The sequence below is a fragment of the Dryocola sharpae genome (genome assembly GCF_051307055.1).
Lineage (GTDB): Bacteria > Pseudomonadota > Gammaproteobacteria > Enterobacterales > Enterobacteriaceae > Dryocola.
The window spans coordinates 997262-1021568 of sequence record NZ_CP149994.1; the positions used below are offsets into that span (position 1 = coordinate 997262).

Here is a 24307-nt window from a genome sequence, read left to right on the forward strand (position 1 = left end):
ACCGTTCAAAGCGTTTTGATGATTCGCGCTGGATTTCCGGCGACTACGCTGTTGGCGGGAATATCTTTAGTGACGACGGAGCCCGATCCTACCACAACGTTGTCACCGATGGTGACGCCCGGATTAATGACCGCCCGCCCGCCTATCCAGACATTATGTCCAATGGTCACCGGCTTGCCAAACTCGACGCCGCTGTTGCGCGTGCGGGCATCCAACGGATGGGTTGCCGTATAGATGTGTACGCCCGGTGCGAGCATACAGTTGTCGCCTATGTTTACCGGACAGACATCAAGGATCACGCAATCAAAATTGGCGTAGAAATTTTGTCCAGGGAAAATGTTGTAACCGTAATCGCAGCGGAAAGAAGGCTCTATCCAGGCATTATCGCTGCTGCCAAGCAGCTGCGCCAGTAGCTCTTCACGTACGGCTTTTTCATCCGGTCCGGTATGGTTATAGCGATGAATAAGGTGACGAGCTTTTATGCGATCGTCATGCAGTTGTTCATCAGCAGAGCGATAGAGCTCGCCTGCAATCATCTTACGTTTTTCTTCACTCTGATTGTCGTTCATGGCTACGGTTCCCTTTCTTTATCGAGTCTGGCAGCCTTAACCCTAAACGAAAAATCATCGCCATGAGGGGGATCGTTCCCACTCTGTGTATACGATCGCGTTTTAGGTTATCAGGAACAGACCGGTAGATGGGGCGCTCGGGCGGCAGTCGCGGAATGAACGTTGACCGTGTCGGTGGCATGAAAAAGCCAGCGATGCAGGGCGTTTCTCCTGAACATGGCAATCAGAGGGGTCCGGGCCAGCATACTAAAAAATAAGCAATACGTGTTCGGGTTATTAACGAATAAATTTCCATACAGAAGGAGGGATCTTATCGTAAAGTTTATTCATGGTAAGTTCTGCAAGACGATGATCGGCTGCTGAATAAAATACCGCCAGTTCATTGTCTGATAATTCATATTTATTCTTTTCAATTACTCGCTCTAACGTATCAATTGTTTGGCAACGTCGTAGACGCATCAAATAATCGGTTTTGGTTAAGGGCTTAGTTGTCATAAATTCACCTTAAGTATTTGTAATTTTTTTAAAAAGAGAGACTGACCGGGTTAGCCCGGCTCTCGGTGACAAAACACCGGAACAGGCGATTCCCCACCTTGCGCCATTTCTGCAGATCCTGCGCATTGATGCCGTAGTTGCTAAAAAGCATGAAGGTGGCGTCCAGGTATTCGTCAATTTGCTCTATCAATTTGCTTTCTTCGTCGTACTTTATCTTGTAATTAAGCGCAACAGCAGCGATGTGCTCAATCAAATCATTTAACTGTAAGTTAATGGCTGACGTAGGATCGTTGACCCACCCATGGTTACTCTCTTCCAGGTTGGTCAGGCAGTCATGATACAGGTTTTCGCACAAGAATTTAAGCTGCGCGATATCATGCCGTTTTGGTGAGTATTCGTCCATAATGCAGCCCCTTTTAGCGAAGAAAATTTGATAAAACGTAATGCGCTGGGGTGGACACACCTGGAAGAGGTGGGGATCTTACGGTGATTGCTATGTATGCTTTCACTATAAATCAATCTGATTAAGATTTCCTCGCGCTATTACTAAAAATTACAATTCCGCTCTATTTTCCGGGCCAGGCTTGCGGTCTGTTAATGCTTTCGTATGAAATTAGGTTTTTTCCAGGCGTGGGATAAGCCTTAATCTAAACCGCGTCCAGGACTAATACCATAAGCTTAACACTTCTAAGCGTAACGAATGTTAAATTAAATTAGAAAATGTCATAACTTAAGAATAGTCTTAATAAATAACCAGCAAGGTTAATTTTAGGCTGTGCAAAAGAAAATTTAAGCTCCGGCGTGCTTAATATTTGGGTGGCAGCAATAATGTATTCCGCAACATTTTGTAATCAATGGTCAGAGTACATCCTGCCACGCTTTTATATCAGCTTATGGACACCAGGGTTATTAAGCATTAAAAAAGGCCGCTTGCGCGGCCTTTTAATAACATATTGAGCAGGTTACTGGTGGTGCTCAACCTGGTGCGTATGTTCAATGTCCTCGCTCTTACGGCTGAAGCGGCGGCGTACCACCACAAAGAACACCGGCACGAAGAAGATAGCCAGAACGGTTGCGGTAACCATCCCGCCCATTACCCCTGTACCTACGGCGTTTTGCGCGCCGCTGCCCGCGCCGGTGCTGATAACCAACGGCATAACCCCGAGGATAAATGCAAGGGATGTCATCAGTATCGGACGCAGACGCATACGCACAGCTTCCAGCGTGGCTTCAATCAGACCCTTGCCTTCTTTCTCCATCAGATCTTTGGCGAATTCAACGATAAGTATCGCGTTCTTCGCCGACAGCCCGATGGTTGTCAGCAGGCCTACCTGGAAGTAGACGTCGTTGGTCAGGCCACGGAGGGTTGCGGCTAACAGCGCACCGAATACCCCAAGCGGAACAACCAGCATAACGGAGAATGGAATCGACCAGCTCTCGTACAGCGCCGCCAGACACAGGAATACCACGATTAACGAGATGGCATACAGAGCAGGGGCCTGATTACCGGAGAGGCGTTCCTGATAGGACATACCCGTCCAGTCATAGCCGATCCCGGTAGGCAATTTGCCAGCCAGCTCTTCCATCATATTCATTGCTTCACCGGTACTCTTACCAGGCGCTGCCTGGCCGAGAATTTCCATCGAAGGAAGGCCGTTGTAACGTTCCAGACGTGGGACGAGAACGGCACCATCTGACCGCCTGAACCTCGGACATACCAGCTGTTGATATCCTGAGGCAGCATACGGAACGGCGCATCGGCCATTACGTAGACCTTTTTCACGCGTCCACGGTCGATGAAGTCGTTAACGTAGCTGCCGCCCCAGGCTGTGCCCAGCGTGGTGTTGATATCCGAAATGGATACCCCCAGCGCCTGCGCTTTTTCCTGGTCAATATCAACTTTAAACTGCGGCGTATCTTCCAGACCGTTCGGACGCACGCCAACTAAAAGGTCGGGATGCTGCGCGATTTCACCAAATAGCTGGTTACGCGCCTGGGTCAGCTTTTCGTGACCGAGGTTTGCCTGATCGATCAGCTGGAAGTCAAAGCCGGTTGCGGTGCCCAGTTCCACAATCGCCGGCAGGTTAAAGGCGAACACCATCGCATCTTTAATCTGTGCGAAGTGGGCGCTTGCCCGACCGGCAATGGCAGGAACCTTATTCTCTTCCCCTGGACGATCGCCCCAGTCTTTCAGCGACACGAACGCCAGACCGGAGTTCTGTCCGCGGCCTGAGAAACCGAAGCCGTTAACGGTAAACACGGAGTTTACGTTCGCTTTTTCGGTTTCCAGGTAGTACTTGCTGACTTCATCAAGCACCTTCTGCGTACGTTCCTGCGTCGCACCCGCCGGCAGCTGCGCCATGGTCAGCAATACCCCCTGGTCTTCATCCGGCAGGAACGAGCCCGGCAGACGGACGAACAGGAAGGCCATGCCGACAACAATCAGCAGATAGAGCAGCAGATAACGACCGGTGCTGCGCAGAATATTGCCTACGCTGTCGGTGTAGTGGTGCGTGCTCTTATTGAACATGTTGTTAAACCAGCCGAAGAAGCCTTTCTTCTCGCCGTGGTCGCCTTTGGCAATCGGTTTAAGCATGGTAGCGCACAGCGCTGGCGTCAGAATCATGGCGACCAGTACGGACAGCACCATTGCCGATACGATGGTAATGGAGAACTGACGATAAATCGCACCGGTTGAGCCGCCGAAGAAGGCCATCGGGATAAATACCGCCGACAGCACCAACGCGATACCGACCAGCGCGCCCTGAATCTGCCCCATCGATTTACGCGTGGCTTCTTTTGGCGGCAATCCTTCCTCCGCCATCACACGCTCGACGTTCTCCACCACCACGATGGCGTCATCCACCAACAGGCCTATCGCCAGCACCATCCCGAACATCGTCAGGGTGTTTATCGAGTAGCCAAAGGCGGCAAGAATGGCGAAGGTGCCTAACAGGACCACCGGTACCGCAATCGTTGGGATTAGCGTTGCGCGGAAGTTTTGCAGGAACAGGTACATGACCAGGAATACCAGCACGATCGCTTCAACGAGGGTTTTCACCACTTCGTTGATAGAGATTTTAACGAACGGCGTCGTGTCGTACGGATACACCACTTTTAGCCCAGCCGGGAAGTAAGGCTGTAGCTTCTCGACCGTAGCGCGAACCGCCGCGGCGGTATCAAGGGCGTTGGCGCCGGTAGCCAGCTTAATACCTAACCCGGACGCAGGCTGACCGTTGAAGCGAGCGATAACGTCATAGCTCTCACCGCCCAGCTCAACTTTCGCCACGTCTTTAAGCAGAACGCGGGAGCCATCCTGATTCACCTTCAGCAGAATTTTGCTGAACTCATCGGCGGATTTCAGACGGGTCTGCGCAATGATAGAGGCGTTAAGCTGCTGGCCTTTAACCGGCGGCGTACCGCCTAGCTGGCCCGCTGCTACCTGGGCGTTCTGCGCTTTGATGGCATTAATAATATCGACCGGCGTGAGCTGGAAGTTATTAAGTTTGTTCGGGTCCATCCAGATACGCATTGCGTACTGCGCGCCGAATAGCTGAACGTCGCCTACGCCGGTGGTACGGCTGACAGGATCTTTAATGGTTGCGCCAACGTAGTCCGCAATATCTTCCTGCGTCATGGAACCGTCGGTATTGATCATACCGAGCACCATCAGGAAGCTGCTGGAAGACTTCTCAACGCTAACCCCTTGCTGCTGTACTTCCTGCGGCAGAAGCGGCATGGCAAGCTGCAGTTTGTTCTGCACCTGAACCTGCGCAATGTCCGCATCGGTACCTGAGTCAAAGGTAATGGTTATCTGCACGGTGCCGGAGGAATCACTGGCCGAGGACATGTACAACAGGCCATCGATACCGTTCATGTTCTGTTCGATAACCTGTGTCACGGTATCCTGTACCGTTTTTGCATCCGCACCCGGATAGGTTGCTGAGATCGTGACTGCCGGAGGCGCAATAGTTGGATATTGCGCGATGGGCAATTTCATGATCGCAAGCCCGCCCGCCAGCATAATAATGATGGCGATAACCCAGGCAAAAATGGGGCGATCGATAAAAAACTTAGCCATGTCTTAACGGCTCCTGTTTAAGTTAAGACTTCGTTTGTTCGGACTGTGCGCCTGCGGCTTGCTGCTGTTGACCGTTATTGTCTGCCGCGATTTCCTGCGCTTTCACCTGAACACCGGGTTTCACTTTCTGTAAACCGGTTACGATAACGCGATCGCCAGTCTGTAACCCGTCGGTTACCAGCCATTTATCACCAATCGCCTGGGAGGTTTTCAGCTGACGGACTTCAACTTTATTATCTTTACCTACAACCATCGCGGAAGCATCGCCGCGTGGCGTACGGGTAACGCCTTGCTGAGGAACCAGAAGCGCCTCTGGATTGACACCTTCTTCCAGTTTTGCCCGGACGAACATGCCTGGCAGCAGGGTTTTATCCGGGTTAGGGAAGATGGCGCGCAGGGTGATAGAACCGGTGGTCTGATCGACGGTTACGTCGGAGAACTCCAGTGAACCTTCCTGTGAATAGGTGACGTCGTCGTTAGTCACCAGCTGAACTTTAGCTTTGCCGTTTTCCTGTTTCAGCTTGCCCTGGGCCAGCTCTTGCTTAAGGCGCAGAAAATCATTGCTGGACTGAGTGACATCGACATAAATAGGGTCGAGCTGCTGAACGGTGGACAAGGCGGTGGTTTGGCCGCTGGTCACCAGCGCCCCTTCAGTAACGGAAGATTTGCCAATGCGTCCGCTGATAGGAGAGGTGACTTTCGTATAGGCCAGGTTAATACGAGCCGTTTCAACGGCGGCTTTCGCAGCCACAACCGCCGCGTTTGCCTGCTGTGAGTCGGCAAGCGCGGTATCGTAGTCCTGTTGGCTGATGTATTTGGTGCCCAACAGCTTCTGATAACGCTTCAGGGTAACCTGAGCGATGCTGGCGCTGGCCTGCGCTTTGGCGAGATCGCCTTTAGCGCTGTCGTAAGCGGCCTGGTAGGTTGCAGGATCGATTTGGTAAAGCGAGACACCCGCCTTGATTTCACTTCCTTCTTCAAAGTTACGCTTCAGGATAATGCCGCTGACCTGCGGGCGAACTTCTGCAATACGATAAGCGCTGGTGCGGCCTGGAAGCTCTGTTGTGATCTGTAAAGGCGCGCTTTTCAGTGTCACCACGCCCACTTCAGGGGCTTGCGGCGCACTCTGTTGGGCCTCTTTATCGTTACATCCTGTAAGCGCTAAGCTGCCTGAAAGCATCAGAACGGCCGCCAGAGGCGTAAACCCTCTGTTTTTGTTCATATGTAAACCTCGAGTGTCCGATTTCAAATTTGTTCAATGGATCAAATGCCCACAAACCCATTGCTGCGTTTATATTATCGTCGTGCTATGGTACATACATTCATAAATGTATGTAAATCTGACTCCAGTAAATTCACCGACGTATGGCACGAAAAACCAAACAACAGGCCCTTGAAACCCGCCAGCACATACTTGATGTGGCCATTCGCTTGTTCTCACAGCAGGGCGTTTCTGCCACTTCTCTGGCGGATATCGCCAAAGCGGCCGGGGTCACCCGCGGTGCAATATATTGGCACTTCAAAAATAAGTCGGATTTATTCAATGAAATCTGGGAGCTAACTGAATCCACTATTGGTGATTTAGAAGCTGAGTATCGGGCAAAATTTCCTGACGATCCACTCCGCGTTGTCAGAGAGTTGCTTATTTACATACTGCAGGCAACCGTTACCGAAGAAAGACGTCGGTTAATGACGGAAATCATTTTTCACAAATGTGAGTTCGTTGGGGAAATGGCCATTTTACAGCAGGCCAGACGCATCCTTTATATGGAAGGCAACGAGCGCATTGAGCTGAGCCTCCAGCGCTGTATCGACGCCGGCTCCTTGCCCGGTAATTTACGCCTCTCCCACGCGGTGATTGTGCTGCGCAGCTACATTACCGGCCTGATAGAAAACTGGCTCGTCGCGCCGGACAGCTTTGATTTATACGCGCAGGCTAAAGACCACGTCGCAATATTATTAGAAATGTTCCAGTTCTGTCCGACTCTGCGCAGCCCGGACAGCGTCTCTCTGTAAGGCGAAAGCAACTAGCGGGAAGGGGACGCTTCCTGCTGCTTACGCAGAAAATCCCGGCGGACAATTTCCAGCGCCTTCAGCACCGTTGAGGGGGGGATCTCATGCTCTTCAAGCAGCATAATTAAATCGACGGCCAGTTTGACCTCTTCCGGGGCGTTATCCAGCGACATTTAAGATATCCGAAGTTTGCAAAACACAAAAAGAAACAGCAGTGAACCAGCCAGCGCAGCTAACAGCGCTTTTGGGTCAAGGGTTGTCAGCGTGCCTATATTAAATACGGCGCAGGCGTAGCCGCCAATTAATGCGCCCGTTACGCCCAGGACCTGCGCAACGGCAAAGCCTCCGCCAGCGGCGGGACGCAGGCGGGTCACCGCTATTCCTGCCAGTATGCCGATAATCACCCAGGCTAGTAGCCCCATCGTTTTTCTCCTGCACGCTAAGTGATAATGTCAGTATAGCTAACCCAGCCCACGCTCCCTGCGTTCGATGGCGCGCTCTATGCGGGCGATAGCCTGGCGGCAGCGTTGCAGGCGGCCTTCCTGGGCGGCGATTTCCCGCTGCAGCTGCTGCTGGGCGCTCAGCGTCGTTTGCATGCCCAGCCTGCTTTCACGATCGCCTATCATCGACAGCAGACGGCGTTCATAGTCCTGATGAGTAGCAAGCTTTTCGTAGAGGTTTTCCGGCGCTGATTGTTGTGGTTCGCTGGCGCGCAGCTTCCAGGTGGCCAGCTCGCGCGTGAGGGCGGCAATTTGCGCGACTAGTTTTTCAGCCACAAAGGCAACCTGGTCCGTTTTGCCGGTTTTCACGCTAAGCTCAAGCTGAGCGAGATTAGCCTGGGCCTCGGCGAGATAATCTTTTAGCTGGGTACTGTGCGTCGTAAAAAGCTTTTTATCGAAGCGGGCCTGCGACGTACGCTGTAAAGAGAGCGGCTCGATTGCTGCTGCCAGTTCCGCGACGCGTGCATCAAGAGCTTGTAAGAGCGAAGCGGTTTTCACAAAATGACTCTCCAGTGGCTGCGCGGTTTTCGCGCCAGTTTATTCCGGGAATGGGTATGCAACGGACTATTTTAATCATCATCGGCTGGCTGGCGGTAGTCTTTGCGACGTTCGGCGTAGTGCTGCCGCTGCTTCCTGCCACGCCGTTCCTGCTGCTCGCCGCCTGGTGTTTTGCGCGTTCGAGCCCTCGCTTCCACCACTGGCTGCTTTATCGCTCCTGGTTCGGCGGCTATTTACGCCACTGGCAAAAGCACCGCGCGCTGCCGCCGGGAACCAAGCCGAAGGCCTTAATTTTTATCGCGATAACTTTTTCCGTATCGCTTTATCTGGTTAACATTTTGTGGGTACGGCTATTCTTACTGGCGATGATGTGCGCGCTGCTTATCTTTATGTGGCGCATGCCGGTTGTTGACGAAAAGCAACAAAAACCCTGAACGGTGCTGGCGGTGGTTGCAAATGTCCGCGCCAGCCAGTAAATTCGACCGTTTTCGAGCACGGGTGCGGCAGGTTAATTGATAACCAGCGGTTCAAAGCGAACCTGCAACGCGCTCGGTGAGTATCATGTTTTTAGCAGGCAAAACCCCATGACCGCGACTGCGCAGCAGCTTGAGTACCTGAAAAATAGCATCAAAAGCATCCCTGATTATCCAAAGCCTGGGATCCTGTTTCGTGACGTTACCAGCTTGCTGGAAGATCCGAAAGCTTATGCGACCAGCATCGAATTACTGGTGGCTCGCTTTAAAGACGCCGGCATCACCAAAGTGGTGGGTACCGAAGCGCGTGGCTTCCTGTTTGGCGCGCCCGTCGCTCTGGCGCTGGGCGTAGGTTTCGTGCCGGTTCGTAAACCGCGCAAGCTGCCGCGTGAAACCATCGCTGAAAGCTATGAGCTGGAATATGGCACGGACCAGCTGGAAATCCACGTTGATGCGATCCAGGCGGGCGACAAGGTTCTGGTCGTGGACGATCTGCTGGCGACCGGCGGCACCATTGAAGCCACCGTTAAACTTATCCGCCGTCTGGGTGGAGAAGTGACCGACGCCGCCTTTATTATCAACCTGTTTGATATCGGCGGCGAACAGCGTCTTGAGAAAATGGGCGTGAAAAGCTACTGCCTGGTGCCGTTCCCGGGTCACTAAGCACATTTCTCTCTTTCATGAGCGGCCTCGCCATCCGGCGAGGCTCCCGGCTAATGATGAATCCCATGTTGGCGAAGGCGCGAAATATGTCAGCCAATGCATTAACCGGAAAATTAATTTATTGATTTTCAGCTGATAACCGCAAAGAAGGAAAAAGCGCGCTTTTTCCTTCTTTGTCCGCAATAGCAAGCCTCGCCCATCGGGTGGGGCTTATGTTAGCATTACCCCTCAAATTCACCTTTCCCGCGATCAAGAAGCCAATCTGAGAATGAGCTACCAGGTCTTAGCCCGCAAATGGCGCCCGCAAACCTTTGCTGATGTTGTCGGCCAGCAACACGTGCTGACCGCGCTGGCTAATGGTTTGTCGCTGGGCCGAATCCACCACGCTTATCTCTTTTCCGGCACGCGCGGCGTGGGGAAAACCTCCATCGCCCGGCTGTTGGCGAAAGGGCTGAATTGTGAAACCGGCATCACCGCCACCCCTTGCGGCGTGTGCGATAACTGCCGTGAAATCGAACAGGGGCGCTTTGTCGATCTGATTGAGATTGACGCCGCCTCGCGCACCAAAGTAGAAGATACCCGCGATTTACTGGATAACGTCCAGTACGCGCCAGCGCGTGGCCGCTTTAAAGTCTATCTCATTGATGAAGTGCACATGCTCTCCCGCCACAGCTTCAACGCCCTGTTGAAAACGCTGGAAGAGCCGCCTGCGCACGTAAAATTCCTGCTGGCGACCACCGATCCGCAAAAGCTGCCGGTCACTATTCTTTCCCGCTGCCTGCAGTTCCATCTGAAAGCGCTGGATGTCGAACAGATCCGCCATCAGCTGGAACATATCCTCGGCGAGGAACAAATAACCAGCGAGCCGCGTGCCCTGCAACTGCTGGCTCGCGCCGCGGACGGCAGCCTGCGCGACGCGTTAAGCCTCACCGATCAGGCTATCGCCAGCGGCGACGGGCAGGTGACCGCCGCCTCCGTGAGCGCCATGCTGGGCACCCTGGATGACGATCAGGCGCTGTCGCTTCTTGAAGCGATGGTGGGCGCCGACGGGCAACGCGTGATGGCGCTGCTGGGCGATGCTGCCGCACGCGGCGTGGAGTGGGAGGCGCTGCTGGTGGAAATGCTTGGCCTGCTGCATCGCGTGGCGATGGTACAGCTGTCGCCGTCCGCATTGGGCAGCGACATGGCGGCGATTGAACAACGTATGCGTGAACTTGCCCGCACCGTGCCGCCCGCAGAGGTTCAGCTTTATTATCAAACGCTGTTGATCGGCCGCAAGGAGCTGTCGTGGGCGCCGGATCGCCGCATGGGAATTGAAATGACCCTGCTGCGCGCCTTAGCGTTCCATCCGCGTAAACCCATGCCGGAGCCGGAGCAGCCGCGTCAGGTTGCAAGCATTCCGGTTGTGGATCCAGGATCGCCTCCACCGGTTCAACAGGCCTCGCCGCCGCCGCGGCAAAGCGAAGCCCCGCTGCCGGACACCACAAGCCAGGTGCTGCAGGCGCGCACACAGCTGATGCGCCAGCAGGGAGCCAACAAAGCAAAAAAGAGTGAGCCGGCAGCGTCAGATATAGCGCGGCCGGCAAAAACCACCGCGCTGGAGCGTCTGGCATCGGTTACCGAGCGGATACAGTCTCACCCTGCGGCAAGCGCGCGGGAAAAACCTGAGCAGAAGCCGGAAGCCTATCGCTGGAAGTCGCAAATCGTCACCGAAGAGGTGGCTGAGCCGGTCGCCACGCCGAAGGCGCTTAAGCGCGCGCTGGAACATGAGAAAACCCCGGAGCTTGCACAGAAGCTCGCGCAGGAAGCGGTTGAGCGTGACGCGTGGGCGGCAGAAATCAATCAGCTGGCGCTGCCAAAGCTGGTGCAGCAGCTGGCGCTCAACGCCTGGAAAGAGCAGGATGGCAGTCGCATCTGCCTGCATCTGCGTTCCAGCCAGCGCCATCTGAACTCTTCCGCAGCGCAAAAAGCGCTGACGGAAGCAATAAGCACCTTCAGCGGTGAGGCCGTTGAGCTGACTATCATTGAAGATGATAGTCAGGCGCAGCGTACGCCGCTGGAGTGGCGCCAGGCCATCTATGAAGAGAAGCTGGCGCAGGCAAGAGAGTCAATGAGCGCTGACAATAACATCCAGACGCTGCGTCGTTTTTTTGATGCGGATTTGGATGAAGACAGCATTCGCCCTGTTTGACAGAACGACCTGTTCAGCTTCAGACTGATGACAATCCTGACAGGGTTGCGACACGATAATCTGTCATCAAAAAATAACCAGGAAAATCAATTTATTGATTTTCGGCTGCTAACGACAAAGCAGGAAAGCCACGTTTTTTCCTTCTTTGTCAGCACTCTACAGACCGGTCTATCCGGCCTGTTGTAAACCCTGATAGCCGCTAACCGTATTGTGCGATTAGGCGGCCCGAGCGAAAGAGAGAAGATTATGTTTGGAAAAGGCGGTCTGGGTAACCTGATGAAGCAAGCCCAGCAGATGCAGGAAAAAATGGCCCAGGTTCAGGAAGAAATCGCCCAGCTGGAAGTAACTGGCGAATCTGGCGCGGGCCTGGTAAAAGTGACCATTAACGGCGCGCACAACTGCCGCCGTGTGGAAATCGACCCGAGCCTGCTGGAAGACGACAAGGAGATGGTTGAAGACCTGGTTGCTGCGGCTTTTAACGATGCTGCCCGTCGCATCGGCGAAGCGCAGAAAGAAAAAATGGCCGGCGTCTCCAACGGGATGCAGCTGCCGCCGGGCTTTAAAATGCCGTTCTGATGGCTTTGGCGGATGACGCTTACGCTTATCCGCCCTACGAAACGGCTAAACTGCAGGTCGGGTAAGCGAATGCGCCACCCGGCTTCATTTCTAAAACAGTTTCACTCCTCTTCAGATGCCCCGTAATACTTTGCAAAAAATCCTTCAGCGCTCTGAGCGTCGGCAGCTGCCGCCGGGTTTTTACAATGCCATTCTGATGCGTCCGGCGGATGGCGCTTGCGCTTATCCGCTCTGCGAAACGGCTAAACTGTTTGTCATGAGTACCCGCGAGGGAATCGATCAGGCCATAGACGACTTTAATCAGGGCCGTTTTGGTCAAAAAATTATGTAAATCAGCCGCCTTGTGCGAGACATCGCGCAGGGGGACTATCTTTTTCTATGCCCGCCCGCAGGGCTAATGTTAGGCTATGGCCCACTATTTTTTCAGAAATCTGAGCGATGCAAACCAGCCCTCTACTTACAGCCCTTATGGAATCCCTGCGCTGCCTGCCCGGTGTTGGCCCTAAGTCTGCCCAGCGCATGGCGTTTGCGCTCCTGCAGCGCGATCGCAGCGGCGGAATGCGCCTTGCTCAGGCGCTGACGCGCGCCATGTCGGAAATCGGCCACTGTGCGGACTGCCGCACTTTTACCGAACAGGAGGTGTGCGCTATCTGCTCCAGCCCGCGTCGCCAGGAAAATGGTCAGATTTGCGTGGTGGAAACCCCGGCGGATATCCAGGCCATCGAGGCCACCGGCCAGTTCTCCGGTCGTTATTTCGTGCTGATGGGCCATCTTTCTCCGCTCGACGGCATCGGCCCTGACGATATCGGACTTGGCCGCCTGGAAGAGCGTTTATCCAGCGAGTCCATCAAAGAGCTTATTCTGGCTACCAACCCGACGGTGGAAGGCGAAGCGACGGCCAACTACATTGCCGACCTGTGCGGACAGTACGGCGTCGATGCCAGCCGTATTGCGCACGGCGTGCCGGTTGGCGGCGAGCTGGAGATGGTCGACGGCACCACGCTTTCGCACTCCCTGGCCGGGCGCCACAAGATTAATTTCTGACCGAATACGGGGAGATTCTTCGTCTCCCCGCTTGAAAACTTCTCCCGCTATCCCCATTACTCCCTCAACGTTTTTATCACCCCTGTATTTTGATTTTGTTGAGGTATCAATGACCATGAAAGGACAAGAGACCCGTGGCTTCCAGTCTGAAGTGAAACAGCTTCTGCACCTGATGATCCATTCTCTCTATTCAAATAAAGAAATCTTCCTGCGTGAACTGATCTCCAACGCCTCCGATGCGGCAGACAAGCTGCGTTTCCGCGCGCTGTCCCACGCCGATCTGTACGAGGGTGACGGCGAACTGCGCGTGCGCGTCTCTTTTGATAAAGAAAAACGCACCCTGACCATCGCCGATAACGGCATCGGCATGACGCGTGACGAAGCAATCGACCACCTGGGCACCATCGCTAAATCCGGTACCAAAGCCTTCCTGGAATCCATGGGTTCCGACCAGGCGAAAGACAGCCAGCTTATCGGCCAGTTCGGCGTAGGCTTCTACTCCGCGTTTATCGTCGCGGACAAGGTCACCGTGCGTACTCGTGCGGCCGGCGCCTCCGCTGACGAAGGCGTGTTCTGGGAATCCGAAGGCGCGGGCGAATATACCGTAGCGGATATCACCAAAGCGGATCGCGGTACAGAAATCACGCTGCACCTGCGTGAAGGCGAAGACGAATTCCTCGACGACTGGCGCGTGCGCTCCATCATCGGTAAATACTCCGATCACATCGCGCTGCCGGTTGAAATTGAAACCCGCGAAGAAAAAGACGGCGAAACCATTCTCGGCTGGGAAAAAATCAACAAGGCCCAGGCGCTGTGGACCCGCAGCAAGTCCGAAGTCAAAGACGAAGAGTATAACGAGTTCTACAAGCATATCGCCCACGACTTTACCGACCCGCTGGCCTGGAGCCACAACCGCGTGGAAGGCAAGCAGGAATACACCAGCCTGCTGTACATTCCGTCCCAGGCGCCGTGGGATATGTGGAACCGCGATCATAAGCACGGCCTGAAGCTGTACGTGCAGCGCGTGTTCATCATGGACGACGCCGAGCAGTTCATGCCGAACTACCTGCGCTTCGTGCGCGGCCTGATAGATTCCAACGATCTGCCGCTGAACGTTTCCCGCGAAATCCTGCAGGACAGCCGCGTTACGCAGAACCTGCGCAGCGCGCTGACCAAACGCGTTCTGCAGATGCTGGATAAACTGGCGAAAGACGACGGCGAAAAATACCAGACCTTCTGGAAAAACTTCGGCCTGGTGCTGAAGGAAGGCCCGGCGGAAGATAATGCCAACCAGGAAGCGATCGCTAAGCTGCTGCGCTTTGCGACGACCCATACTGATTCCTCCGCACAGACCGTGTCGCTGGAAGAGTATGTATCGCGCATGAAAGAAGGCCAGGAGAAGATTTACTACATCACCGCAGACAGCTACGCGGCGGCGAAGAGCAGCCCGCACCTGGAACTGCTGCGTAAGAAAGGCATCGAAGTGCTGCTGCTTTCCGACCGCATCGACGAGTGGATGATGAGCTACCTGACCGAGTTCGACGGTAAGGCCTTCCAGTCCGTAAGCAAAACCGACGAGTCGCTGGAAAAGCTGGCTGACGAAGAAACCGCAGAAGCGAAAGAAGCTGAGAAAGCGCTTGAGCCGTTTGTGGATCGCGTGAAAACCCTGCTGGGCGAGCGCGTGAAAGAAGTCCGCCTGACGCATCGTCTGACTGATACGCCAGCCATCGTCACCACCGACAGCAACGACATGAGCACCCAGATGGCAAAACTCTTTGCCGCAGCAGGCCAGGCCGTGCCGGAAGTGAAGTACATTTTCGAGCTGAACCCGGAGCACCGTTTAGTAAAACGCGCGGCGGACACCCAGGATGACGCGCGGTTTGGCGAATGGGTAGAGCTGCTGCTCGATCAGGCGTTGCTGGCAGAACGCGGCACGCTTGAAGATCCGAACCAGTTTATCCGTCGTATGAACCAGCTGTTAGTTTCCTGATAGCATGGCGGATGGCGTAAAGGTTTATCCGCCTTAGTATCGCTGCTATACAGATTGATTTATTCACTATTAAAAACCTGCCGGAAGGCAGGTTTTTTTTGCTTCATTTCCGCTAACAGCGCTCTCGCCGCCTGGCTTCCTTGAGGTGAATACGCCTTTAATGATAAGGTCATTGCCTCAGATTCAAGTACACAAAATCCAAACGTATGGGGAATTACGCAATGCGTATCATTCTGCTCGGCGCTCCGGGCGCAGGTAAAGGGACTCAGGCACAGTTCATCATGGAGAAATACGGTATTCCGCAAATCTCCACCGGTGATATGTTACGCGCCGCGGTTAAATCTGGTTCAGAGCTGGGTAAACAAGCCAAAGATATCATGGACGCCGGGAAGCTGGTGACCGATGAGCTGGTTATTGCGCTGGTGAAAGAGCGTATTACTCAGGAAGATTGCCGTAACGGATTCCTGCTTGATGGCTTCCCGCGCACCATTCCACAGGCCGATGCCATGAAAGAAGCCGGTATCAGCGTGGACGTGGTTCTGGAGTTCGCTGTACCGGACGAACTGATCGTCGAGCGTATCGTTGGTCGTCGCGTACACGCGCCGTCTGGCCGCGTTTATCACGTCACCTTCAATCCGCCAAAAGTGGAAGGTAAAGACGACGTGACCGGCGAAGCGCTGACCACCCGTAAAGACGATCAGGAAGAAACCGTACGTAAACGCCTGGTGGAATACCATCAGATGACGGCGCCGCTGATCTCTTACTACAGCAAAGAAGCCGAGGCGGGCAATACCAGATACGTGAAAATCGACGGCACCCGTAAAGTGGCCGAAGTCAGCGCGGAGCTGGCTAAAATCCTCGGTTAATATAAAGCCGATGTGAAAATACCGGGGCATGCCCCGGTATTTTTTTATCTGCAACTTCCCTCTCGCTGTTATCGGTTTTTCCAGCGGGCTTTTACGTTACACTTATCGGCAATTTGTTGATAAGGAGGGGTAATGGGTCAGGAAAAAATAGGCGTTTTACTGGCAAATCTGGGTACGCCTGATGCACCGACTCCGGCGGCGGTAAAGCGCTACCTGCGCCAGTTCTTGAGCGATAAACGCGTCGTCGATACCACACGCCTGCTCTGGTGGCCGCTGCTGCGCGGCGTGATTCTGCCGCTGCGTTCCCCACGTGTGGCAAAGCTATATCAGTCCGTCTGGATGGAAGAAGGCTCGCCGCTGATGGTGTTCAGCCGCCGGCAACAGCAGGCCTTAGCCGCACAGCTGCCGGACATGCCCGTGGTGCTGGGCATGAGCTACGGCAACCCTTCGTTAAAAAGCGCGGTTGATGAACTGCTGTCGCACAACGTCACGCATATCGTGGTGCTGCCGCTTTATCCGCAGTTTTCCTGCTCGACGGTGGCCGCCGTCTGGGATGAGCTGGGGCGCATTTTTGCCAGCTCTCGCACCATGCCATCCATCTCGTTGATTCGTGATTACGCTGAAGATACTTCTTACATCAACGCGCTGGCGGCCTCGGTGAAGCGCTCTTTTGCCCGGCACGGCGAGCCGGACTTACTTTTGCTCTCATACCACGGCATTCCGCAGCGTTACGCTAACGAAGGCGACGATTATCCGCAGCGCTGCCGTGATACCACGCGCGAGCTGCTGTCCGCGCTGGAGCTGCCGCCGGAAAAAGTGATGATGACCTTCCAGTCGCGCTTTGGGCGTGAGCCCTGGCTGATGCCCTATACGGATGAGACGCTGAAAATGGTGGCGGAAAAGGGCGTAAAACATATTCAGGTCATGTGTCCCGGCTTCTCGGCGGACTGTCTGGAAACGCTTGAAGAGATGGCGGTGCAAAACCGCGAAGTCTTTATCGAAGCGGGCGGCACAAAGTATGAATATATCCCCGCGCTTAATGACGATCCCGCCCATATCGCCATGATGGTAAACCTCATCGATCGCTATCGCTGATCGTGCCACGGGCCGTGAATGTGCTACTATTCGCGGCCTGATTAGCCACACCCAATGACATCATGAAATTTCCCGGCAAACGCAAATCCAAACATTATTTTCCCGTAAGCGCCCGCGATCCTTTGCTGCAGCAGGTTCAGCCTGAAAACGAAACCGGCACTTCCTGGATTGTCGGCATCGACCAGACGCTGGTGGATATTGAAGCCAGAGTCGACGACGAATTCGTTCAGCGTTACGGGTTAAGCTTCGGGCATTCGTTAGTTATCGACGATGACGTTGCGGAAGCGTTGTATCAGGAGCTGGTGCAAAAAAAGCTCATCACCCATCAGTTTGCCGGCGGCACCATCGGCAATACCATGCACAACTACTCCGTGCTGGCGGATGACCGTTCGGTCCTGCTGGGCGTGATGTGCAGCAATATCGAAATCGGCAGCTACGCCTATCGCTATTTATGCAATACCTCCAGCCGTACCGATCTGAACTATCTGCAGGGCGTTGACGGGGCGATTGGCCGCTGCTTTACGCTGATTGGCGAGCAGGGCGAACGTACCTTTGCCATCAGCCCCGGGCATATGAACCAGCTGCGCGCCGACAGCATCCCCGAGGAAGTCATTGCCGGGGCTTCCGCACTGGTGCTGACCTCCTATCTCGTACGTTGTAAACCCGGCGAGCCCATGCCGGAGGCCACCATGCAGGCGATTAGCTATGCCAAAAAGCATAACGTTCCGGTGGTGCTGACGCTGGGCACAAAATATGTAATTGCCGAAAATCCGCAGTGGTGGCAGGCGTTCCTGAAAGAGCACGTCTCGATTCTGGCGATGAACGAAGAGGAAGGGGAAGCGCTGACCGGCGAAAGCGATCCGCTGCTCGCCTCTGACAAAGCGCTGGACTGGGTTGATTTGGTGCTCTGCACCGCCGGGCCGGTAGGCTTATATATGGCGGGCTTTACGGAAGAGTCGTCTAAACGCACCACCCAGCATCCGCTGCTGCCGGGCGCGATCGCTGAATTTAACCAGTACGAGTTTAGCCGCGCGATGCGCCATAAAGATTGCCAGCAGCCGCTGCGCATCTTCTCGCACATTGCGCCGTACATGGGCGGCCCGGAAAAAATCATGAATACCAATGGCGCAGGCGACGGCGCGCTGGCCGCGCTGCTGCATGACATCACGGCGAATAACTATCACCGCTCCAACGTGCCGAACTCCAGCAAACACCAGTTTACCTGGCTGACCTATTCGTCTCTGGCGCAGGTGTGTAAATACGCCAACCGCGTGAGCTATCAGGTCCTGAACCAGCACTCCCCGCGCCTGACGCGCGGCTTGCCGGAGCGTGAAGACAGCCTGGAAGAGTCTTACTGGGATCGTTGAAGCTTTGATGTAGAAGGTGGATGGCGCTGGCGCTTATCCACCCTACAATTTTCCATGCAGCCGTAGGGCGGACGGCGCTTACCCACTCCACAATTGTTCAGGCGATTGTAGGTCGGATAAGCGCCTATCTACTCCACAATTGTTCAGGCGATTGTAGGTCGGATAAGCGCCAGCGCCATCCGACACAACCTATCCGACATAACCCATCCGACACAACCCGTCCAACATTTAACCAAAAATTATCCCTCCACCGTTTCCTGCGGTAAAGGCTTGTCCAGCAGCCCCATCATCGTATTGGCTATCTCCCTTTCCCCCATCACCACCTGATTTGCGCCGCGCTCGGTGATATATTCCACCTCATCGTCATAATGCGCTCGGGCGATGATTTCGATATCCGGGCATTTTGCCCGCGCTGCCGCCACGACTTCCCCGGCCTCGTAGCCGTTAGGAATGGTGAGCAGCAGCCAGCGGGCGCAGCCCAGATGCGCCAGGTTCATTATTTCCTCATTGGCGGCATTTCCCAATACGGCACGTATGCCGCGTTCGCGTAGCTCATCCACCCGGCTACGGGAGGTTTCCACAACTACCAGCGGGATCCCCTGCGCCATCAGCTTTTCGCCCAGCAGGCTCCCGACGCGGCCAAAGCCTACCAGCAGGGCATGATTGCAGATATCCACGGGAAGCTGCTTCTCATCTTCAAGCGCTTCTTCCAGCGTCTGCTCTTCGAGGGTTTCGGTTTTAACAAGGTAACGCTCAAGTACGGCGAACAGTACCGGGTTGAGCATAATCGACAGGATCGCCCCCGCCAGCACCAGGTTCTGGCCGTTTTGCGGTAGCAGATTCAGCGCCATGCCGAGGCCTGCAAGAATAAAGGCGAACTCACCGATTTGCGCGAGGCTGGTGGCTATGGTCAGCGCCGTACGCTGCGAGTGGCCGAACAGGCGAACCAGACCGAACGCGGCGACGGACTTGCCGAAGACGATAATCGCAAGCGTCCCCAGCACGGCCAGCGGTTCCTGAAGCAGGATCATCGGATCGAAAAGCATGCCGACGGAGACGAAGAACAGCACGGCAAACGCGTCGCGCAGCGGCAGGGTGTCGTGTGCGGCACGGTGGCTCAGCTCTGACTCGTTGAGCACCATTCCGGCGAAGAATGCGCCAAGGGCAAAGGAAACGTCAAAGAGCTCGACCGCGCCAAAAGCGATACCCAGCGCCAGGGCCAGAACGGCGAGCGTGAACAGCTCGCGCGAGCCGGTAGCCGCGCTGCGCGCCAGAATCCACGGCACCAGACGGCGGCCCACAACCAGCATAATGGCGATAAAGGCCACGACTTTACCGATGGTGAAAGCCATATCGAGCGACAGCGAAGCCAGGCCTATATTGCCTTTCTCCAGCATGCCCGCGACCGCCGGCAGCAGGACCAGCGTTAACACCATCACCAGATCTTCAACTATCAGCCAGCCCATGGCGATTTGCCCGCGCTGGCTGTCGATAAGCTGCCGCTCCTCAAGCGCGCGCAGCAATACCACGGTGCTTGCGGTAGAAAGAGACAGGCCAAAAACTATCCCGGTCATCACTGACCAGCCCATCACTGCGGAAAGCGCCATGCCCAGCAACGTCGCTACTGCTATCTGTGCGATCGCTCCGGGTATGGCGATGGTCTTTACCGCCATCAGATCCTTCAGGGAGAAGTGAAGGCCCACGCCGAACATCAAAAGGATAACGCCTAATTCCGCCAGCTCCTGCGCCAGTCTGGTATCAGCGACAAAGCCTGGCGTAAACGGACCCGCGAGCACCCCTGCTAACAAATACCCGACCAGCGGCGATATTCGCAGCCTGTTGGCAAGCATTCCAAATAAAAAAGCGAGTACAAGACCACCAACAATGGTGGTGATAAGCGGTGTGGCATGATGCATTCCGTCTCCTTTCGTAAGCAGTGGGTCCAGTTCCGGACGGTTAGTCCAGAAATCACCGTATTAGTTTATGACAATTTTTTTATCGTCGTGGGGGAATAATTGTTCAAATATTAAGAAAAGGCGCGTTTCGTCAAAAAAAATAGGCTAAGCGCTGTTTAAGACAGTTAAGAAGGGAAGGGGGCGGGAATATATGAGGATACAACACGGCCAAAGTAAGACTTTGGCCGTGCAGAACTAGGATTTATGCCGATTATCGGGCAGGAATATGGTCAAAATCCCCAGTAGCGGCAGGAAGGCGCAGATTTGGTAGACTAACTCGATGCTTGTACGATCGGCCACCAGGCCGAGCACCGCCGCGCCAAGCCCGCCCATCCCAAAGGCAAAACCGAAAAAGAGCCCCGAAACCATGCCGATACGGCCCGGCATCAGCTCCTGGGCATAGACCAGAATCGCAGAAAACGCAGAGGCGAGAATAAAGCCGATAATAACGGTTAACACGCCCGTCCAGTAAAGGGACGCGTAAGGTAAAGCCAGGGTAAAAGGCGCAACGCCGAGAATCGATCCCCAGATAACATATTTGCGGCCGATTTTATCGCCCAGCGGCCCGCCGATCACCGTACCGGCGGCGACGGCAAACAGGAAGGCGAACAGGTGGAACTGGGCGTTTTGCACCGAAAGGCCAAATTTATGCATCAGATAGAAGGTGTAATAGCTGCTGATGCTCGCCATATAGAAGTATTTTGAAAAGATAAGCACCAGCAGCACGGAAATGGCCAGAATCACCTTATTACGCGGCAGAGGACTCACCACGGCGGGCTTCGCTTTACCTTTCGCCATGCGATGCTGAGCGGCGTACCAGCGGCTGACCTGAAGCAGCACCACGATAGCCAGCAGCGCCGCCAGCACGAACCAGGCTACGTTGCCTTTGCCGTAAGGCGCGATGATAAGCGCGGCCAGCAGCGGCCCCAGCGAACTGCCGAAGTTACCGCCAACCTGGAAGATAGACTGGGCAAGCCCGTGACGCCCGCCGGAGGCCATACGCGCAACGCGCGATGATTCAGGGTGGAAGATGGAGGATCCCGTGCCGACCAGCGCCGCCGCCAGTAAGACCATCGGGAAGCTGCCCGCCAGCGCCAGCAGAATTAATCCGCAAAGCGTAAAGCACATGCCGGCCGGCAGCGACCACGGCATCGGCCGTTTATCGGTCAGATAGCCCACCACCGGCTGGAATAGCGATGAGGTTAGCTGGAAGGTCAGCGTTATCAAACCGATTTGCACAAAGCTCAGGGAAAACTCAGCCTGCAGCAGCGGATAGAGCGCCAGAATCAGCGACTGAATCATATCGTTAAGCAAATGCGAGAGGCTGATAGCCCCTAAAATACCAAAGGAGGTGCGCGCCTTTTTTGCTTCCGGCGGCATGAGGGTTTGTTCGGAGGTTGCCATAAATACCTGTTGAGAAGCTGATTATTATTTTTGAAACGGATAACGGTTACGGATTGCAGGCGTATCCGTGGATTATTGTTACCCTGCTAACATACCCGCAGGCAAGATTTGAGGAAAGTCGCAATTCATAAAACTTATTTGCCTCGCCTGCTAACATTCTGATAATGGTTCAGCTTTAAGAAAATGGAGATTTTCAATGCGGTTCGCAATAAAAGGGCTAGCTTCGGCACTGGTAGTGGCGTTGAGTTTGACGAGCGTATCTGCGCTGGCGTGGGAAAAAGACAAAACCTACAACATCACTATTCTGCATACCAACGATCATCACGGCCATTTCTGGCGTAACGAATATGGCGAATACGGCCTGGCCGCGCAGAAGACGCTGGTGGACAGCGTGCGTAAAGAGGTGGCGCAGGAAGGCGGCAGCGTGCTTCTGCTTTCGGGCGGTGATATCAACACCGGCGTGCCGGAATCCGACCTGCAGGATGCGGAACCCGATTTCCGCGGCATGAATCTGATTGGCTACGATGCGATGGCCGTCGGGAACCATGAGTTTGACAATCCGCTTTCGGTTTTGCGCCAGCAGGAAAAATGGGCCAAATTCCCGCTGCTTTCAGCCAATATCTATCAAAAAAGCACAGGTGAACGGTTATTTAAACCCTGGGCCATATTCAAACCGCAGGGCATTAAAATTGCGGTCATCGGCCTGACCACGGACGACACCGCAAAAATCGGGAATCCTGAATTCTTCACCGATATCGAATTCCGCAAGCCTGCCGACGAGGCGAAGCTGGTGATTCAGGAGCTGCAAAGCACAGAACAGCCGGACGTGATTATCGCCGCGACCCACATGGGTCACTATGATAATGGCGAACACGGCTCCAACGCGCCGGGCGACGTGGAAATGGCGCGTAGCCTGCCCGCAGGCGCGCTGACGATGATTGTGGGCGGTCACTCACAAAACCCGGTCTGCATGGCCTCCGAAAACAAAAAACAGGTAGATTACGTGCCGGGTACCCCCTGCGCGCCGGATAAGCAAAACGGCACCTGGATCGTGCAGGCGCACGAGTGGGGAAAATACGTCGGCCGCGCGGATTTTGAATTCCGCAACGGCGAGATGAAGCTGATTCACTATCAGCTCATCCCCATCAACCTGAAGAAAAAGATTACCTACGACAACGGCGAAAGCGAGCGCGTGCTTTACACCCCGCAAATTGTTGAAAATCAGCGCATGCTTTCGCTGTTGACGCCGTTTCAGAATAAAGGCCAGGCGCAGCTGAAGGTAAAAGTGGGCAGCGTGAACGGGCATCTGGAAGGGGATCGCAGCAAGGTTCGTTTTGTCCAAACCAATCTCGCGCACCTTATCCTTGCCGCGCAGATGGCGCGCACCAGCGCGGACTTTGCGGTGATGAGCGGCGGCGGTATCCGTGATTCTATCGAAGCGGGCGATATCACCTATAAAGATGTGCTGAAGGTGCAGCCGTTTGGCAATACCCTTGCTTATATCGATATGTCCGGCAAAGAAGTGGCTGAATACCTGACGGAGGTCGCGAAAAAAACGCCGGATTCCGGAGCGTATCCGCAGTTTGCCAATGTGAGCTTTGTCGCGTCGGCAAAAGGTTTACAGGATCTGAAAATCAAAGGCGAACCGGTTGACCCGGCCAAAACCTACCGTATGGCGACGCTGAGCTTTAACGCCACCGGCGGAGACGGCTATCCGGCCATCGATAAAAATCCGGCCTACGTCAACACCGGTTTTGTGGATGCGGAGGTGCTCAAGCAGTACATCGAACAAAACTCACCGCTGGATGTGAACGCTTACGAGCCGAAAGGCGAGGTGAGCTGGCAGTAAGCCGTTATTGGCGGGTGGCACGTTGTTTACCCGCCCTACAAATTCGTAGGGTGGCACGTTGTTTACCCACCCTACAAATTCGTAGGGTGACACGTTGTTTACCCGGCCTACAAATTCGTAGGGTGGATAAGCGCTTAGCGCCATCCACCGATTAATGGTCAGTCAAGGCGGGCGATATCGGCGAAGGTGGCGGCCAGCAGTTTTGCCAGATCGCCTGCGGCAAGCTCAATATCCAGCCCGCGCCTGCCGCCGGAAATATAGATCGACTCAAATTCTTGCGCCGGCGCGTCGATTACCGTCGGCAGGCGTTTCTTTTGTCCCAGCGGGCTGATGCCGCCCACCAGATATCCCGTGACGCGCTGTGCGACCATAGGATCTGCCATATCCACTTTTTTGGCGCCCAGGGCTTTGGCCACTTTCTTCAGATCCAGCTGCCCGGAAACGGGAGTGACGGCCACGGCCAGCTGCTTCATATCGCCATTCATCGCCACCAGCAGCGTTTTATAAACCTGCGCGGCATTGAGCCCCAGCTTGCGAACCACCTCGTCACCGAAGTTGGTTTCACTGGGATCGTGTTCGTAAGCGTGGAGATTAAAAGGGATTTTGTTCTTTTCGAGGAGTTTTACGGCGGGCGTCATTTCATTTTTCCTGCAAAATTTGTCTCAAAAACGCACGGGA

Annotated in this window: 22 protein-coding genes, 1 pseudogene and 1 other annotated feature; of the genes and pseudogenes, 12 read left to right on the forward strand and 11 right to left on the reverse strand. The window is 54.7% G+C overall.

Translation table 11 applies throughout. The features are described from left to right. Window positions 1–5: 5 nt before the first annotated feature. The 5 genes and pseudogenes from maa to acrA all read right to left on the reverse strand — a co-directional run bounded on the left by maa (window position 6) and on the right by acrA (window position 6367). Complete coding sequence (maa, locus tag WLO31_RS04745; RefSeq protein ID WP_435929334.1) at window positions 6–569, reverse strand: maltose O-acetyltransferase; 564 nt, start codon at window positions 567–569, stop codon at window positions 6–8. A 276-nt stretch (window positions 570–845) separates the two neighbouring features. Further along, window positions 846–1064, reverse strand: a complete 219-nt coding sequence (locus tag WLO31_RS04750; protein ID WP_121265420.1) for an HHA domain-containing protein — start codon at window positions 1062–1064, stop codon at window positions 846–848. A gap of 28 nt (window positions 1065–1092) precedes the next feature. Further along, the gene (gene tomB / locus WLO31_RS04755; protein ID WP_435929335.1) at window positions 1093–1467 is read right to left on the reverse strand and encodes an Hha toxicity modulator TomB; all 375 of its coding nucleotides are present in this window, start codon (window positions 1465–1467) and stop codon (window positions 1093–1095) included. Window positions 1468–2026: 559 nt separating this feature from the next. Next, window positions 2027–5145 (reverse strand): annotated as a pseudogene (gene acrB / locus WLO31_RS04760) (multidrug efflux RND transporter permease subunit AcrB). 22 nt (window positions 5146–5167) lie between these two features. Then, a complete protein-coding gene (gene acrA, locus WLO31_RS04765; RefSeq protein ID WP_435929336.1) occupies window positions 5168–6367 on the reverse strand; it encodes a multidrug efflux RND transporter periplasmic adaptor subunit AcrA in 1200 nt (399 codons plus the stop codon). A 143-nt stretch (window positions 6368–6510) separates the two neighbouring features. Between acrA and acrR the strand changes: the two genes are divergently transcribed. Then, complete coding sequence (gene acrR / locus WLO31_RS04770; RefSeq protein WP_435929337.1) at window positions 6511–7161, forward strand: multidrug efflux transporter transcriptional repressor AcrR; 651 nt, start codon at window positions 6511–6513, stop codon at window positions 7159–7161. 11 nt (window positions 7162–7172) lie between these two features. Here acrR and rsmS read toward each other — a convergent pair whose 3' ends face one another. Genes rsmS through priC form a run of 3 tightly spaced genes read right to left on the reverse strand, consistent with a single transcriptional unit; the run spans window position 7173 to window position 8156 of the window. Continuing rightward, on the reverse strand, window positions 7173–7331 hold the full coding sequence (gene rsmS, locus WLO31_RS04775) for a pleiotropic regulatory protein RsmS (protein WP_435929338.1): 159 nt from the start codon (window positions 7329–7331) through the stop codon (window positions 7173–7175). After that, on the reverse strand, window positions 7332–7580 hold the full coding sequence (locus tag WLO31_RS04780) for a hypothetical protein (protein ID WP_435929339.1): 249 nt from the start codon (window positions 7578–7580) through the stop codon (window positions 7332–7334). A gap of 39 nt (window positions 7581–7619) precedes the next feature. Next, the gene (gene priC, locus WLO31_RS04785) at window positions 7620–8156 is read right to left on the reverse strand and encodes a primosomal replication protein PriC (RefSeq protein WP_435929340.1); all 537 of its coding nucleotides are present in this window, start codon (window positions 8154–8156) and stop codon (window positions 7620–7622) included. A gap of 56 nt (window positions 8157–8212) precedes the next feature. Here priC and WLO31_RS04790 point away from each other — a divergent pair, with 56 nt between their 5' ends. From WLO31_RS04790 to WLO31_RS04835, 10 genes are all read left to right on the forward strand, one after another. Then, window positions 8213–8590, forward strand: coding sequence for a DUF454 family protein (locus tag WLO31_RS04790; RefSeq protein ID WP_435929341.1), 378 nt, complete (start codon window positions 8213–8215; stop codon window positions 8588–8590). Between the two features lie 150 nt (window positions 8591–8740). Next, window positions 8741–9292 carry an adenine phosphoribosyltransferase gene (apt, locus tag WLO31_RS04795; protein ID WP_271122521.1) on the forward strand — a complete coding sequence of 184 codons (552 nt, stop codon included), beginning with the start codon at window positions 8741–8743 and terminating at the stop codon, window positions 9290–9292. A 268-nt stretch (window positions 9293–9560) separates the two neighbouring features. Next, on the forward strand, window positions 9561–11483 hold the full coding sequence (gene dnaX, locus WLO31_RS04800; RefSeq protein ID WP_435929342.1) for a DNA polymerase III subunit gamma/tau: 1923 nt from the start codon (window positions 9561–9563) through the stop codon (window positions 11481–11483). Then, window positions 10816–10880 (forward strand) — a sequence feature (DnaX frameshifting element). Its footprint overlaps the gene before it by 65 nt. 246 nt (window positions 11484–11729) lie before the next feature. Next, complete coding sequence (locus WLO31_RS04805) at window positions 11730–12059, forward strand: YbaB/EbfC family nucleoid-associated protein (RefSeq protein ID WP_435929343.1); 330 nt, start codon at window positions 11730–11732, stop codon at window positions 12057–12059. A gap of 130 nt (window positions 12060–12189) precedes the next feature. Further along, a complete protein-coding gene (locus tag WLO31_RS04810; RefSeq protein ID WP_435929344.1) occupies window positions 12190–12390 on the forward strand; it encodes a hypothetical protein in 201 nt (66 codons plus the stop codon). Window positions 12391–12497: 107 nt separating this feature from the next. Continuing rightward, a complete protein-coding gene (gene recR, locus WLO31_RS04815) occupies window positions 12498–13103 on the forward strand; it encodes a recombination mediator RecR (protein ID WP_435929345.1) in 606 nt (201 codons plus the stop codon). A gap of 115 nt (window positions 13104–13218) precedes the next feature. Further along, a complete protein-coding gene (htpG, locus tag WLO31_RS04820; protein ID WP_435929346.1) occupies window positions 13219–15093 on the forward strand; it encodes a molecular chaperone HtpG in 1875 nt (624 codons plus the stop codon). Between the two features lie 221 nt (window positions 15094–15314). After that, window positions 15315–15959, forward strand: a complete 645-nt coding sequence (gene adk / locus WLO31_RS04825) for an adenylate kinase (protein WP_435929347.1) — start codon at window positions 15315–15317, stop codon at window positions 15957–15959. A 132-nt stretch (window positions 15960–16091) separates the two neighbouring features. Continuing rightward, on the forward strand, window positions 16092–17054 hold the full coding sequence (gene hemH, locus WLO31_RS04830) for a ferrochelatase (RefSeq protein ID WP_435929348.1): 963 nt from the start codon (window positions 16092–16094) through the stop codon (window positions 17052–17054). 62 nt (window positions 17055–17116) lie between these two features. Continuing rightward, a complete protein-coding gene (locus WLO31_RS04835) occupies window positions 17117–18421 on the forward strand; it encodes an inosine/guanosine kinase (protein ID WP_435929349.1) in 1305 nt (434 codons plus the stop codon). A 239-nt stretch (window positions 18422–18660) separates the two neighbouring features. On the opposite strand, the gene ybaL is transcribed toward WLO31_RS04835, so the two are convergent. Together ybaL and WLO31_RS04845 are read right to left on the reverse strand one after the other, a co-directional pair. Next, window positions 18661–20337: a YbaL family putative K(+) efflux transporter gene (gene ybaL / locus WLO31_RS04840; protein ID WP_435929350.1), complete on the reverse strand. Its 1677-nt coding sequence runs from the start codon at window positions 20335–20337 to the stop codon at window positions 18661–18663. A 234-nt stretch (window positions 20338–20571) separates the two neighbouring features. Next, window positions 20572–21780 (reverse strand): MFS transporter, encoded by a 1209-nt coding sequence (locus WLO31_RS04845; protein ID WP_435929351.1) that lies wholly within the window; start codon window positions 21778–21780, stop codon window positions 20572–20574. A 196-nt stretch (window positions 21781–21976) separates the two neighbouring features. Between WLO31_RS04845 and ushA the strand changes: the two genes are divergently transcribed. Then, a complete protein-coding gene (gene ushA, locus WLO31_RS04850; RefSeq protein ID WP_435929352.1) occupies window positions 21977–23629 on the forward strand; it encodes a bifunctional UDP-sugar hydrolase/5'-nucleotidase UshA in 1653 nt (550 codons plus the stop codon). A gap of 158 nt (window positions 23630–23787) precedes the next feature. Here the strand turns inward: ushA and ybaK are convergent, their stop codons facing one another. After that, window positions 23788–24267, reverse strand: coding sequence for a Cys-tRNA(Pro)/Cys-tRNA(Cys) deacylase YbaK (gene ybaK, locus WLO31_RS04855; RefSeq protein WP_435929353.1), 480 nt, complete (start codon window positions 24265–24267; stop codon window positions 23788–23790). Between the last annotated feature and the right edge of the window lie 40 nt (window positions 24268–24307).

What these genes read in the sequence shown, in the direction of transcription:
- dnaX (WP_435929342.1), top strand. Translation starts at nt 9,561, where the DNA reads ATGAGCTACCAGGTCTTAGCCCGCAAATGGCGCCCGCAAACCTTTGCT.
- ybaK (WP_435929353.1), bottom strand. Translation starts at nt 24,267, where the DNA reads ATGACGCCCGCCGTAAAACTCCTCGAAAAGAACAAAATCCCTTTTAAT.
- maa (WP_435929334.1), bottom strand. Translation starts at nt 569, where the DNA reads ATGAACGACAATCAGAGTGAAGAAAAACGTAAGATGATTGCAGGCGAG.
- hemH (WP_435929348.1), top strand. Translation starts at nt 16,092, where the DNA reads ATGGGTCAGGAAAAAATAGGCGTTTTACTGGCAAATCTGGGTACGCCT.
- apt (WP_271122521.1), top strand. Translation starts at nt 8,741, where the DNA reads ATGACCGCGACTGCGCAGCAGCTTGAGTACCTGAAAAATAGCATCAAA.
- WLO31_RS04835 (WP_435929349.1), top strand. Translation starts at nt 17,117, where the DNA reads ATGAAATTTCCCGGCAAACGCAAATCCAAACATTATTTTCCCGTAAGC.
- acrR (WP_435929337.1), top strand. Translation starts at nt 6,511, where the DNA reads ATGGCACGAAAAACCAAACAACAGGCCCTTGAAACCCGCCAGCACATA.
- WLO31_RS04790 (WP_435929341.1), top strand. Translation starts at nt 8,213, where the DNA reads ATGCAACGGACTATTTTAATCATCATCGGCTGGCTGGCGGTAGTCTTT.
- ushA (WP_435929352.1), top strand. Translation starts at nt 21,977, where the DNA reads ATGCGGTTCGCAATAAAAGGGCTAGCTTCGGCACTGGTAGTGGCGTTG.
- tomB (WP_435929335.1), bottom strand. Translation starts at nt 1,467, where the DNA reads ATGGACGAATACTCACCAAAACGGCATGATATCGCGCAGCTTAAATTC.
- rsmS (WP_435929338.1), bottom strand. Translation starts at nt 7,331, where the DNA reads ATGTCGCTGGATAACGCCCCGGAAGAGGTCAAACTGGCCGTCGATTTA.
- recR (WP_435929345.1), top strand. Translation starts at nt 12,498, where the DNA reads ATGCAAACCAGCCCTCTACTTACAGCCCTTATGGAATCCCTGCGCTGC.
- acrA (WP_435929336.1), bottom strand. Translation starts at nt 6,367, where the DNA reads ATGAACAAAAACAGAGGGTTTACGCCTCTGGCGGCCGTTCTGATGCTT.
- ybaL (WP_435929350.1), bottom strand. Translation starts at nt 20,337, where the DNA reads ATGCATCATGCCACACCGCTTATCACCACCATTGTTGGTGGTCTTGTA.
- WLO31_RS04780 (WP_435929339.1), bottom strand. Translation starts at nt 7,580, where the DNA reads ATGGGGCTACTAGCCTGGGTGATTATCGGCATACTGGCAGGAATAGCG.
- adk (WP_435929347.1), top strand. Translation starts at nt 15,315, where the DNA reads ATGCGTATCATTCTGCTCGGCGCTCCGGGCGCAGGTAAAGGGACTCAG.
- WLO31_RS04845 (WP_435929351.1), bottom strand. Translation starts at nt 21,780, where the DNA reads ATGGCAACCTCCGAACAAACCCTCATGCCGCCGGAAGCAAAAAAGGCG.
- WLO31_RS04805 (WP_435929343.1), top strand. Translation starts at nt 11,730, where the DNA reads ATGTTTGGAAAAGGCGGTCTGGGTAACCTGATGAAGCAAGCCCAGCAG.
- WLO31_RS04750 (WP_121265420.1), bottom strand. Translation starts at nt 1,064, where the DNA reads ATGACAACTAAGCCCTTAACCAAAACCGATTATTTGATGCGTCTACGA.
- htpG (WP_435929346.1), top strand. Translation starts at nt 13,219, where the DNA reads ATGAAAGGACAAGAGACCCGTGGCTTCCAGTCTGAAGTGAAACAGCTT.